Raw genomic sequence first — 13059 nt, forward strand, 5'->3', positions numbered from 1 at the left:
TAGCTTTAATAACTGATTGTACGTATGGTACGATAAGAGAAAAATCGGTAAAGGCAGTGAAAAGATTGCATCAGCGGGAAAAACTTATCGTGATCATCGGACCGACTGCGGTCGGTAAAACGGCGTTAAGCCTTCATTTAGCTAAGCGCTTCAAGGGAGAGGTCATCAGTGGGGATTCCATGCAAATTTATAAAGGAATGGACATCGGCACCGCTAAAATTACTCCTGAAGAGATGGATGGGGTTCCCCATCATTTAATTGATATTAAAGAGCCTGATGAGTCGTTTTCGGCCGCTGAATTCCAACAGCTAGTCAGGAAAAAAATAATAGAGATCAGCGATAAAGGATGTTTGCCTATTATTGTTGGCGGCACTGGTTTGTATATTCAATCCGTTATCTATGATTATCAGTTTTCGGAAACCGGCGGCGACCCGCAATTGCGTGAGACGTTAGAAAAAGAAGCTGAACAACTAGGAAAAGAGGCTCTTCATGAGAAGCTGAAGAGAGTAGATCCAGAAGCGGCCGCTGCGATCCATCCAAATAACGTAAGAAGAGTTATTCGTGCAATGGAGGTCTTTCAGACAACGGGAAAAAGGATGTCTGAGCAGCAAAGCCATCAGCCGGATGAGTTACTGTACGAGACAGCGTTAATCGGACTTACGATGGACCGGGAAATGCTTTATAGCCGTATTAATCAGAGAGTAGACATCATGATGGAAGCAGGCTTGCTTGAAGAAGTAAAACGGCTTTGGGAAAACGGTATCCGAAGCGGTCAAGCTGTGCAGGCGATTGGCTATAAAGAATTGTTTGGCTATTTAAAAGGTGAAGCAACGTTAGAACAGGCTGTCGAGCAATTAAAACAAAATTCGCGTAATTACGCTAAGCGCCAGCTCACCTGGTTCCGAAATAAAATGGATGTGGACTGGTTTGACATGTCAAATCAAGAGAAGCGTCCGGAAAAAATAAAAGAAATTTCGGATTTTGTAGCAGGAAAGCTGCATTTAAAATAGAATTAGTAATAAGTACAGATAGAAAGAGGAGGAAAAGATATGAAACAAGGGATCAATATCCAAGACCAATTTCTAAATCAGCTTCGAAAAGACGGGACGCTCGTCACAGTATTTTTATTAAATGGATTTCAATTGCGTGGCTACATAAAAGGTTTTGATAACTTTACTGTTTTGTTTGAATCAGACGGAAAGCAGCAGCTTGTTTATAAACACGCTATCTCTACATTTGCTCCTCAACGAAACGTACAAATTTCTTTAGAAGAACAAGAATAATGACCATTTAAACGTGTACAGGCTTTTGTACACGTTTTTTATATGCAGAAAGACGTATGTTTACTTTTAGCATGAATAGACTGTAAAGAGGGAAATTATTTCTTGGGAAAGCGCAAAAAAAGACAATATGCGACGGCCTCCGTCAAGCTTGGTGGGGTGATAGAGATGAAGCAGCCAATCCGTATGAAAGACAACGGCCAAATTAATGTTGTGCTGCACACCAAAAATGACCGCATCCAGCAGCCAGTCCATGAAGAACGCTCTTATACATGGTCTAGTTCTTCTGAGCATGCGGTATTAAAAAGGGTGGAAAGTGAACTGGATGCTTTAGTTGGACTTGAAGACTTAAAGAAAATGATCCGGGAAATTTATGCTTGGATCTTTATTAGTAAAAAAAGAGAAGAAAGCGGTTTGAAAGCAGGTAAGCAAGTATTGCATATGATGTTTAAAGGAAATCCAGGCACAGGAAAAACAACAGCTGCCCGTATTATTGGAAAATTGTTTTTTGAAATGAAGGTGTTATCTAAAGGACATTTGATAGAAGCAGAGCGTGCCGATCTCGTCGGTGAATATATCGGGCATACTGCACAGAAAACAAGAGAATTAATCAAAAAAGCGATGGGAGGCATTTTATTTATTGACGAGGCTTACTCATTAGGGAGGGGAGGCGAAAAGGATTTTGGCAAGGAAGCCATTGATACGCTCGTTAAACATATGGAAGACAAGCAAAACGATTTTATCTTAATATTAGCGGGATACCCAAGAGAGATGAATCACTTTTTCACCTTAAACCCTGGATTGGAATCCCGTTTTCCACTCGTCTTTCAATTTCCTGATTACCGGCCGGAACAGCTAATGGCGATTGCGGAAAAGATGGCTGCCGAAAAAGAATACAAATTTAGCAAAGAAGCCAAAATGAAGCTGCGCGAACATTTTACAAGGGTAAGAGAAGGGAATTATCAAACATTCTCCAATGGCAGATATGTTCGTAATTTAATTGAAAAAGCTACACGAGCACAAGCTGTTCGCCTGCTGAATGATAGTAACTATAAATATGAAGAATTATTGATGATCGAATCAAAGGATATTCAATTTAAATAACCATGAGTACAGTAAAACATAATTGATTTAAAAGTGGAACCGCCATTTACTAGGCGGTTTTTTTAGGTAAAAAGAATCGTTTTTCATTTTAAATCGAATTAAACTCTTGAAGGAATGCCACCTTTTGTTTACATTATTTTTTATTTTCAGATAAAATAATTGTCAATCAGGTTTTTCCTATGATAATATCTAGGAAAAGGTGGTCAAAAATGAAAAAGAAGACATTAAAAGAGAGAATTATAGAAACTGCACTCGTTATGTTTGAAGAGCAGGGTTATCATGGAGTGACCGTCGATCGAATTGTTGCAGAAAGCGGTAGTTCCAAGGGGGGGTTTTACCACAATTTCAAGTCAAAGGATGAGTTGTTGTATCACATCCACGATGTTTTTATTTCCTATGTGCTTGACCGCGCCAAGGAAGCGTATGCTAATTACAGCACTCCTGCCTCCAGGCTGTGCGCGATTGTCCTGTCGTTTACGAAAGTATTTGATCTCTATAAGCCTCATATTACGGTTTTCTATCAAGAAAGCACCTATTTAAAAGGAGATTTTCAAATACGAATTAACGAAAAACGGGATGAATATCGGAAAATCATTTTACAGATTATCCGAGAAGGTCAAAAGAGCGGCGACTTTCGCCCAGAAGTATCTGCTGAGATTACAACGATGGCGATTATTGGCATGGTGAACTGGACTTACAAATGGTTTAACAAAGAGGGAAAACTATCTATTGAAGATATCGGAGGAATTTTTAACGATTTGCTCATGCATGCGTTGCTAACAGAAAAAGGGATGGAAAACGAAGATATTAAAGCCTATTTACTCAACAGTCAGCCGGTTAATTAATAAGCTGGCTATTATAATCGGTTTTAAAGACCGACTAGTCTGTCTCTAAAATAAAACGGTAAACAAGGGGGACTTCACATGAATTTTGAATTAACGAAGGAACAGCAAATGCTAAAGGAAATGGTGAGAAATTTCGCAGAAAAAGAAATCAAGCCTTATGCACAGGATCTTGACAAAACATCAGGATTTAATGAACAGGCATTTAAGAAGATGGGGGAACTAGGATTGCTTGGCATCCCCTTTCCGGAAGAGTATGGGGGATCTGGCGGGGATACCGTTTCTTATGCGATTGCAGTAGAGGAAATCGGCAAAGCATGCGGCGGTACTGGACTAAGTTATGCAGCGGCCATTAGTCTTGGCGCGAGCCCAATTTTTTATTTTGGAACTGAAGAACAAAAGCAGGAATGGCTCGTTCCAATGGCGAAAGGAGAAACATTGGGTTCTTTTGGATTAACTGAACCAAACGCAGGATCAGATGCTGGAGGAACAAGAACGAAAGCGGTGCTTGATGGGGATGAATACGTCATAAATGGTGAGAAGTGTTGGATTACAAACGCCGGTTTTGCCCGTCAGATTATTGTAACCGCTGTCACAGGAAAAAGAGAAGATGGAAAAAATATTATCTCAGCTATTATCGTACCTGCCGATGCACCAGGCGTTACCATTTCATGTAACTATGAGAAAATGGGGGTTCGCGCTTCTAATACGTGCGAAATCGTATTAGAAAACGTTCGTGTACCAAAAGAAAACCTGCTGGGAGACAGTCAAAAAGGATTCAGCCAGTTTTTATATACACTGGATGGCGGCCGGATTTCTATTGCTGCTTTAGCTGTTGGAATTGCGCAGGCTGCTCTAGATAAAGCGCTTCAGTATGCGAAAGAGCGTGTGCAGTTCGGTCAGCCAATTTCTAAATTCCAGGCGATTCAGTTTAAGCTGGCGGACATGGCGACAGAAGTAGAATTAGCTCGCAATCTTGTATATAAAGCCGCCTGGCTAAAAGATCAAGGAAAGCCATTCGGAAAAGAAGCAGCCATGGCCAAGCTATTTGCTTCAGAAACGAGTTTCCGTACGAGTAATCAGGCCATTCAAATTCATGGCGGCTACGGTTACATGCAAGAGTACGATGTGGAAAGATTTTTGCGTGATGCTAAATTACTCGAAATTGGAGAGGGCACTTCGGAAATCCAACGTCTCGTCATTGCACGTCATCTTGGCTGCTAAAAGATAAGAGGGGGAAGGGTGTCATGAGCGAATTGATGCAGGAAACAATAGGAGAACTATTAGCAAAAAGAGCCAAACAACTTCCACAACACGAAGCACTTGTCTATCCAGATCGGGGTATTCGTTATACGTACAGCGAATTTGACCAGCTATGCCGGAAAGCAGCACGAGGCTTGATGGCGCTTGATATTGACAAAGGAGAGAATTTGGCCGTTTGGGCAACAAATGTTCCTGAGTGGGTCACCTTGCAATTTGCGACGGGAAAAATGGGAGCCGTATTGGTAACGGTGAATACCAATTACCGCGCTGCGGAACTTGAATATTTATTGAAGCAATCAGAGAGCCGGACGCTTGTTTTAATAGAAGATTACCGCGGGAATTCTTACATTGATACCATCTATGAAATCTGTCCTGAGTTACATTCCTGTGAACCTGGGAAATTATTGTCTAAGCGGCTGCCTCTATTGAAAAATGTTGTTGTCTTAAGTGAAAAGCGGTACAACGGCACGTATAGCTGGTCAGATATTTTAGAGATAGCAGACCAGGTGACAGAAGAGCAGCTTGATGCAAGAACAGCTGAGTTAACAGCGGATGAAGTGATCAATATGCAATATACATCCGGGACGACAGGTTTTCCTAAGGGAGTCATGCTGACACATAGCAATTTAACGAATAACGCTTTCCATATTGCCGGTTGTATGGAGTTAACAAAAGACGATCGTCTTTGTATCCCTGTTCCGTTTTTCCACTGTTTTGGATGCGTTATTGGAACGATGGCCTGTGTAACGGTTGGTGCTACGATGGTTCCTGTCCAAGAGTTTGATCCTGAAACTGTACTAGCAACGGTAGAAAAGGAAAAGTGCACGGCTCTGCATGGAGTGCCGACGATGTTTATTGCTGAATTAAATCATCCGAATTTTCAAAACTATGATTTAACCACTCTTCGTACAGGAGTGATGGCCGGTTCAAATTGTCCAGTAGAAGTTATGAAAGCCGTCATGAATAACATGCATATGAAGGAAATAACCATATGTTATGGTCAAACAGAATCTTCGCCGGTTATTACGCAAACAAGAACAAATGACCCTGTTGAACTGCGGGTAGAAACCGTAGGGCGGGCACTGCCAGATGTAGAAGTAAAAATAGTTGAACCAGGTACATCAAAGGAGCTTCCGCCTAATACGCAAGGTGAGCTTTGTACACGGGGCTATCACGTAATGAAGGGATACTACAACAATCCTGATGCGACGGAAGAAGCGATTGATAAAGAAGGATGGCTTCATACAGGCGATCTCGCTGTAATGGATGAAAATGGCTATATCAGGGTGACCGGACGTTTAAAAGACATGATTATCCGCGGCGGTGAGAATATTTACCCGCGTGAAATTGAAGAGTTTTTATATACGCATCCGAAAATACTCGATGCTCAAGTAATTGGGGTGCCAGATGAAAAATACGGTGAGGCATTAATGGCTTGGATTATTTTAAAAGAGGGAGAGACAGCATCTTCAGATGAGATTAAAGCCTATTTTAGAGATAAAATTTCCCGTCATAAAATTCCAAAACACATTATGTTTACGAAAGAATATCCGATGACAGCTTCAGGAAAAATTCAAAAGTTCAAACTGCGAGAACAGTCGATGAGCTTATTGAAATAAAGCGGAAGGAGCGATCCAGTTGTTTTCAAAAATACTAATTGCTAACCGCGGAGAAATCGCTTCGCGTATTATCCGTACGTGTAAAAAAATGGGGATCAAAACAGTAGCCGTGTATTCTGAAGCAGATGAGAACGCCTTGTTCGTCCAACAAGCAGACGAGGCTTACTGCATTGGCAAACCTCAAGTAAACCTTAGCTATTTAAATGCTGATGAAATTATCCGCGCAGCAAAGCAAAGTGGAGCAGAAGCGATTCATCCGGGATATGGGCTTCTGTCGGAAAACGCTGTATTTGCCCAGAAGTGTTCAGACGAAGGGGTCACTTTTATTGGGCCTGCTCCCGATATTTTAGCGGCAATGGGAAGCAAGATTGAAGCACGCAAAGCAATGAAACAAGCGAGTGTTCCGATTATTAAAGGAATCAATATTCCTCTTCAAGACGAGGAAGAGGCAAAGGCGGCAGCGGAGTCTATCGGTTATCCGCTTATGCTTAAGGCTTCAGCAGGCGGCGGCGGTATCGGTATGCAGCTTGTCCATTCAGAGGAAGAGCTCGTTAAGGCATTTGCGGGAAACAAAAAGAGAGCGGAATCTTTCTTTGGTAACGGAGATATGTTTTTAGAAAAATATATCGAAGAACCACATCATATTGAAGTGCAAATCTTGGCGGATACACATGGGCATGTTATCCCTTTGTGGGAGCGGGAATGTTCCATTCAGCGCCGCAATCAGAAAGTAGTGGAGGAAGCTGTTTCTCCCTTTATTAGCGAGAAAACGAGAACGAACATGCTGGATGCCGCTGTAAAAGCAGCTCATCATATCGGCTATACGAATGCCGGCACAATTGAATTTTTAGTAGATGCAAAAGAAGATTTCTATTTTCTGGAAATGAACACCCGGCTGCAAGTTGAGCACCCGGTAACAGAAGAAATTACTGGACTGGATCTTGTAGAAGAGCAGTTAAAGGTCGCTGCCGGCGAAAAGCTGGAATTAACACGGGAAACCGTAAAAAGAAACGGTCATGCGATTGAAGTGCGCATTTACGCAGAAGACCCAAAAACCTTTTTTCCATCGCCAGGCCAGATCACTGCTTTTGAATTGCCGCAGGGAGAAGGAGTGCGCAATGAATGTGCGGTCGAGGCTGGTTCGGCCGTTACTCCATTTTACGACCCGATGATTGGGAAGCTGATCACGTGGGGGCCAACCCGTGAAGAAGCGTGTATTCGTATGCAGAAGGCACTTGAACAATACAAAATTGAAGGCATTAAAACAAATTTACCGATGCTGAGAAAAATTATTAGCCATCAACAATTTTTAAAAGGAACGACAACGACTCATTTTGTGAATGAATATTATTTGCCAGAATTAACAACAACGTAATAAAAGGGGAGATTACATTGGCAACAGTACAAGCAAGCATGGCAGGAAACGTGTGGAAAGTTCTTGTATCAGAAGGAGAGGAAGTAAAAGCTGGGCAGGATGTCGTCATTTTGGAATCAATGAAAATGGAGATTCCGATTGCGGCCGAAGAGGATGGAACGGTTCAAAAAATTCATGTGAATGAAGGAGACTTTGTCAATGAGGCAGATGCGCTCGTTGATGTTGAGTAGGAGGAAAGCTCGTTGAAACTTCCTGAAAAAGTGACGATTAAAGAAGTTGGCCCTCGGGACGGCTTGCAAAACGAACCGCATCAGATCAGCACTGAACACAAAGTAGCCTGGATCGATCATCTATCGGAAAGCGGGCTATCTTATATAGAAGTCACCTCTTTTGTTCATCCAAAATGGATTCCGCAGCTGGCAGACGCTGCGGAGGTGCTCTCTTCTATTCAAAGAAAACCGGGTATTGCCTATGCTGCTCTTGTGCCGAATATGCATGGATTGCGGAGAGCGCTCGAAGGGAATGCGGATGAAGTTAGCGTGTTTATGTCGGCAAGCGAATCGCATAACAAAAACAATATTAATAAGACGATCACAGAGACATTGCCGGTGTTAAAAGAAGTTGTATCAGAAGCGAAGCGGGCTGGAAAAACAGTACGCGGGTATGTATCAACTGTTATTGCTTGTCCGTATGAAGGCATGATCCCGCCTGAGCAGGTAAGAGAAATTGGTGCCCGATTGTTTGATATGGGGATTGATGAATTGTCGCTCGGTGAAACGATTGGGGTAGCAGCCCCTACAGATGTAGAACGTCTGCTTGACATCCTTCTTCCTGAATTCGGCCCAGATCGCCTCGCTATGCATTTTCATGACACGAGAGGAACGGCCCTTGCGAATGTTTCTAAGGCTCTTGAAATGGGCATCTCTACATTTGACAGTTCTCTCGGCGGTTTAGGCGGCTGCCCGTATGCCAAAGGAGCATCAGGAAATGTAGCGACAGAGGACTTGGTTTATATGCTTGATGCAATGGGCATTGAGACGGGAGTTCGCATGGAAGCGCTAATAGAGGCAGGCGAGCTAATGGAAGCTATTTTAGGGAAGCCATTAAAGAGCAAACAGCTAGAAATATATCGCAAAGTAGAGAAAGGGTGAAAGGCATGGGGGAAACCGTTAATGTCACAAATCATGAACAAGGAGTCGCTATTGTGACCCTGAATCGCCCTGAAGCAGCGAATGCACTATCGAGGCAGCTATTGTACGATCTTCACGATGTTCTTCATCAACTAAAGCATGATCCGGAAGTTCGGGTTGTGATTGTGACAGGGACAGGAGAAAAAGCTTTTTGTGCAGGAGCAGATTTAAAAGAAAGAAGAGGAATGAATGAGGCTGAAGTAAGACAAATAGTCAGTTTGATTGGCTCAACAATGAGTGAGGTAGAAGCATTGCCCCAGCCGGTGATTGCCGCGATAAATGGCGTTGCTTTTGGAGGAGGGCTAGAACTTGCCTTAGCTTGTGATATCCGGATTGCTTCTAGTCAAGTGAAGATGGGGCTAACGGAAACCTCTCTTGCCATTATTCCGGGAGCAGGCGGAACGCAAAGACTGCCTCGCCTCATCGGCACTGGCAAAGCAAAAGAATTGATTTTTACCGCGCGAAGAATTACCGCTCACCAAGCTGAACAGATTGGTCTTGTCGAGCACATAGCTGATCCTGAAAATCTACTTGAAACAGCGATTCATTTAGCAAAGGAAATAGCCGTAAACGCTCCGCTAGCTTTATCTCAAGCGAAAACAGCAATCAATCAGGGGATGCAAACCGATATTGCCACTGGACTGCAAATTGAAAAGCTGGCGTATAATACATTAATTCCAACAGAAGACAGGTTAGAAGGATTGCGGGCATTTGCAGAAAAACGGCCACCAGCATATAGAGGAAAGTGAGGAGAAGGCAGTGAACGAAACAGAATTAAAGACAGACTATCGTGAAAAGAAAGAAACGATCCTGACGGGCGGACAAGAAAAGTATCATGAAAAAAATGCAGAACAGGGAAAACTATTTGTCCGTGAGCGTCTGCAGCTGCTTTTTGATGATGGCTTGCAGGCAGAAGATGGTTTATTCGCTAACATGATGGCTGGTGACCTGCCGGCAGACGGCGTCGTGACCGGTGTTGGAAAAATTAACGGGCGTACGGTGTGTGTGATGGCGAATGATTCGACGGTTAAAGCCGGATCATGGGGGAAGCGAACAGTAGAAAAGATCATCCGTATTCAAGAAACGGCCGAGAAGCTTCGTTGTCCGATGCTTTATCTTGTTGACTCGGCGGGGGCTCGAATTACCGATCAGCTTGAAATGTTCCCGGGCCGCAGAGGAGCAGGCCGTATTTTCTATAATCAGGTTAAGATGTCTGGGAAAGTACCGCAGATCTGTCTGTTATTCGGTCCTTCAGCAGCAGGGGGGGCTTACATTCCAGCTTTTTGTGACATTGTCGTGATGGTAGAAGGAAATGCTTCCATGTATTTAGGGTCGCCTCGTATGGCGGAAATGGTCATTGGAGAAAAAGTAACACTTGAACAAATGGGCGGCGCAAAAATGCATTGTTCCGTTTCGGGATGCGGTGATGTACTGGCTAAAACAGAAGAGGAAGCGATTGCCTATGCTAAAAAGTACTTAACATACTTTCCAGACAATTACACAGAGAAGCCTATTCCAAACGAGCCAAAAGCATCCGCTGCCTTCGAAAAATCAATCGAAGAACTTATTCCTCAAAATCAGAATGCACCGTTTGATATGTACCAGCTGATTGAACGCTTGATCGATGAAGACAGCTTCTGCGAAATTAAGAAATTATTTGCTGCTGAGCTGATTACGGGTCTTGGCCGGATTAACGGACAGCCAGTCGGCATCATCGCCAACCAGCCGCGTGTAAAAGGCGGAGTGCTCTTCCATGATTCAGCTGATAAAGCAGCTAAATTTATCAGCTTATGTGATGCTTTTCATATCCCGCTCTTATTTTTAGCCGACGTTCCTGGATTTATGATTGGTACGAATGTAGAAAAAGCCGGCATCATTCGCCATGGAGCAAAAATGATTTTTTCGATGAGCGAAGCAACCGTGCCAAAACTGACGGTTATCGTCCGTAAAGCGTACGGGGCGGGACTATATGCAATGGCAGGGCCAGCTTTTGAACCGGATTGCTGCTTAGCACTGCCGACAGCTCAAATTGCGGTTATGGGACCAGAAGCAGCGGTAAATGCTGTTTACGCGAACAAAATTGCTGCATTGCCGGAGGAAGAAAGAGCGGCATTCATCAATGAGAAAAGAGAAGAGTATCGTCGGGATATTGATGTGTATCGTCTTGCCTCTGAACTGATCATTGATGACGTTGTCGAGCCAAATAAACTCCGTGATGAGCTGTCTGCCAGACTCGACGTCTACATGTCCAAATATATGGTTTTCACAGATCGTAAACACGGAGTCAATCCTGTCTAATAAAAGGAGGGGAACGGGATGAAGAAAATCTACGCTGATTTCCATGAAGCAGTATCCGGAATTCAAGATGGAATGACCATCATGGTCGGCGGCTTTGGGTTATGCGGCATACCTGAAAATTTAATAAAGGCCTTAGCCGACTCTGGAGTGAAAGATCTAACCGTTATTTCGAACAACTGTGGGGTAGATGACTGGGGTCTTGGATTACTGCTAAGAAATAAGCAGATTAGAAAAATCATTGGTTCCTATGTTGGTGAAAATAAAGAATTTGAGCGGCAAATGCTTGCAGGGGAGATAGAGGTAGAATTAACACCTCAGGGGACGCTTGCCGAAAAAATCCGTGCAGGCGGTGCTGGCATCCCGGCGTTCTTTACGCCAGCGGGTGTCGGAACTCCCATCGCGGAAGGAAAAGAAGTCCGAGAATTTAATGGCAAAGAATACTTACTTGAAGAGTCACTAACAGCTGATTTTAGTCTTGTAAGAGCTTGGAAAGCCGATAAAAAAGGAAATGTAATTTACAACAAAACAGCTCGAAATTTTAATCCAATGATTGCCGCTGCCGGTCGAGTGACCATCGTTGAAGCAGAAGAAATTGTAGAAACAGGTGATCTCGATCCCGATTTTATTCATACGCCAGGAATTTACGTGCAAGCATTGATTCATGGTGAGCAAGAAAAGCGAATTGAAAGAAGAACGATTCGTCAATGAAGGAGGGGTATGAATGGATACAAGAGAAAAGATTGCAAGGCGGGCAGAAAAGGAGATTGAGAGTGGGAACTATGTCAACCTAGGCATTGGAATGCCGACCCTCGTTGCCAACTTTATTTCTGATAATAAAGAAGTCGTGCTGCAGTCTGAAAATGGTCTGCTTGGTATTGGCCCTTACCCAAATGAGGAAGAAGTGGACGCTGATTTAATCAATGCTGGAAAAGAAACGGTTACAGCGATTCCGGGCTCTGCTTATTTTGACAGCTCTGAGTCTTTTGCCATGATACGCGGGGGACATATTGATGTAGCGATCCTTGGTGGAATGGAGGTTTCCCAACAAGGTGACCTAGCCAACTGGATGATCCCAGGGAAAATGGTAAAAGGAATGGGAGGAGCTATGGATCTCGTCCACGGTGCCCGTAAAACGATCGTCATTATGGATCACGTAAATAAACACGGCCAATCCAAAATTTTAAGAGAATGCAAGCTCCCTTTAACCGGAAAAGGGGTAGTTCAGCGCATTATTACGGATCGGGCTGTTATGGACGTAACGCCAAATGGTCTCGTGTTAATGGAAGTAGCGAAGGGATATACGGCGGATGAGATTCTGCAATGTACAGAAGCTGAGATGACAGTTTCAGAAGAAGTGAAGCTTGAGGCATTTTAATAGAGTAAAAGCCTTTCAAATAAACTTTGAAAGGCTTTTACTTTGTTAATGAAGTGCTCTTTTAGGCAGCTTCCAGTTTAGTTTATAGGAGACGATGCGAAGAGCCGTAATCGCTATAAACAGTATGATTAGTTCTGTAGCAGATACGGCTGCTTTTAACCCAATCAATAGCCCAGCTAGTGCAGCCCATACGCCATAGATTTCGTCATGCAAAAGAGCCGGCTTTCTTCCTGCCAGCAGATCGCGTACAAGTCCTCCGCCGCTGCCGGTTAGCACGGCCGCAACAATCACTGCGCTCATTGGATGGTTCATTCCTACCGCATACAGCGCTCCCTGGACCGCAAAAGCAGATAGACCGATCGCGTCAAAAAAGTTTCCCCATACAGGCCAATGCTTTAACAAGTTATGGGGGAAAAGAATAGTTGCTGTGATCGACAGCAGGGCAATTTGAAAGAAAGCTCCTTGCTCCCATAAAGCAGAGACAGGTACGCCAATTAATAGGTTACGAATAGCCCCGCCTCCAAAAGCCGTAATCATTCCCAATATATATACACCGAACACATCGTAATCTTCCTCCATCGCTACCACAGCACCGGAAATAGCGAAAGCAATCGTTCCGATGACTGTCAAGATGTCCCAAGTCATTCCCACAGATGTCACTCCTTACTAAAGTGTTCCCGGCAATCTATTATAGTACCAGAACGAACAAAGAA

Annotated in this window: 14 protein-coding genes; 13 read left to right on the forward strand and 1 reads right to left on the reverse strand. The window is 43.5% G+C overall.

Features of this window, described 5'->3' with window-relative positions; all coding sequences use genetic code 11:
* Positions 1 to 65: 65 nt before the first annotated feature.
* The 13 genes from miaA (at position 66) to AC623_RS06620 (ending at position 12346) form a co-directional block, all read left to right on the forward strand.
* Positions 66 to 1010, forward strand: a complete 945-nt coding sequence (gene miaA / locus AC623_RS06560) for a tRNA (adenosine(37)-N6)-dimethylallyltransferase MiaA (protein WP_049661652.1) — start codon at positions 66 to 68, stop codon at positions 1008 to 1010.
* A 39-nt stretch (positions 1011 to 1049) separates the two neighbouring features.
* Positions 1050 to 1283: an RNA chaperone Hfq gene (gene hfq, locus AC623_RS06565; protein WP_049661654.1), complete on the forward strand. Its 234-nt coding sequence runs from the start codon at positions 1050 to 1052 to the stop codon at positions 1281 to 1283.
* A gap of 165 nt (positions 1284 to 1448) precedes the next feature.
* Complete coding sequence (spoVK, locus tag AC623_RS06570) at positions 1449 to 2384, forward strand: stage V sporulation protein K (protein ID WP_049666327.1); 936 nt, start codon at positions 1449 to 1451, stop codon at positions 2382 to 2384.
* A gap of 209 nt (positions 2385 to 2593) precedes the next feature.
* Positions 2594 to 3229 carry a TetR/AcrR family transcriptional regulator gene (locus AC623_RS06575; protein ID WP_049661655.1) on the forward strand — a complete coding sequence of 212 codons (636 nt, stop codon included), beginning with the start codon at positions 2594 to 2596 and terminating at the stop codon, positions 3227 to 3229.
* Between the two features lie 78 nt (positions 3230 to 3307).
* The gene (locus tag AC623_RS06580) at positions 3308 to 4450 is read left to right on the forward strand and encodes an acyl-CoA dehydrogenase (RefSeq protein ID WP_049661657.1); all 1143 of its coding nucleotides are present in this window, start codon (positions 3308 to 3310) and stop codon (positions 4448 to 4450) included.
* 23 nt (positions 4451 to 4473) lie between these two features.
* The gene (locus AC623_RS06585) at positions 4474 to 6108 is read left to right on the forward strand and encodes an AMP-binding protein (RefSeq protein WP_231603385.1); all 1635 of its coding nucleotides are present in this window, start codon (positions 4474 to 4476) and stop codon (positions 6106 to 6108) included.
* A gap of 19 nt (positions 6109 to 6127) precedes the next feature.
* Positions 6128 to 7483, forward strand: a complete 1356-nt coding sequence (locus AC623_RS06590) for an acetyl-CoA carboxylase biotin carboxylase subunit (protein WP_049661658.1) — start codon at positions 6128 to 6130, stop codon at positions 7481 to 7483.
* 17 nt (positions 7484 to 7500) lie between these two features.
* Positions 7501 to 7713 carry an acetyl-CoA carboxylase biotin carboxyl carrier protein subunit gene (locus AC623_RS06595; RefSeq protein ID WP_049661660.1) on the forward strand — a complete coding sequence of 71 codons (213 nt, stop codon included), beginning with the start codon at positions 7501 to 7503 and terminating at the stop codon, positions 7711 to 7713.
* 12 nt (positions 7714 to 7725) lie between these two features.
* Entirely contained in the window at positions 7726 to 8634 is a 909-nt protein-coding gene (locus AC623_RS06600; RefSeq protein ID WP_049661662.1) for a hydroxymethylglutaryl-CoA lyase, read from the forward strand.
* A gap of 5 nt (positions 8635 to 8639) precedes the next feature.
* Complete coding sequence (locus tag AC623_RS06605; protein WP_049661663.1) at positions 8640 to 9422, forward strand: enoyl-CoA hydratase; 783 nt, start codon at positions 8640 to 8642, stop codon at positions 9420 to 9422.
* Positions 9423 to 9432: 10 nt separating this feature from the next.
* The gene (locus tag AC623_RS06610; protein ID WP_049661664.1) at positions 9433 to 10971 is read left to right on the forward strand and encodes an acyl-CoA carboxylase subunit beta; all 1539 of its coding nucleotides are present in this window, start codon (positions 9433 to 9435) and stop codon (positions 10969 to 10971) included.
* A gap of 18 nt (positions 10972 to 10989) precedes the next feature.
* Complete coding sequence (locus AC623_RS06615; protein WP_049661666.1) at positions 10990 to 11679, forward strand: CoA transferase subunit A; 690 nt, start codon at positions 10990 to 10992, stop codon at positions 11677 to 11679.
* Positions 11680 to 11692: 13 nt separating this feature from the next.
* Positions 11693 to 12346 carry a CoA transferase subunit B gene (locus AC623_RS06620; protein WP_049661668.1) on the forward strand — a complete coding sequence of 218 codons (654 nt, stop codon included), beginning with the start codon at positions 11693 to 11695 and terminating at the stop codon, positions 12344 to 12346.
* A gap of 45 nt (positions 12347 to 12391) precedes the next feature.
* Here AC623_RS06620 and AC623_RS06625 read toward each other — a convergent pair whose 3' ends face one another.
* Positions 12392 to 12991 (reverse strand): trimeric intracellular cation channel family protein, encoded by a 600-nt coding sequence (locus AC623_RS06625; RefSeq protein WP_049666329.1) that lies wholly within the window; start codon positions 12989 to 12991, stop codon positions 12392 to 12394.
* Between the last annotated feature and the right edge of the window lie 68 nt (positions 12992 to 13059).

Origin of the sequence: Bacillus sp. FJAT-27231, from assembly GCF_001183975.1 — a bacterium.
In the GTDB taxonomy this organism is placed as follows: Bacteria; Bacillota; Bacilli; order Bacillales; family Domibacillaceae; genus Pseudobacillus; species Pseudobacillus wudalianchiensis.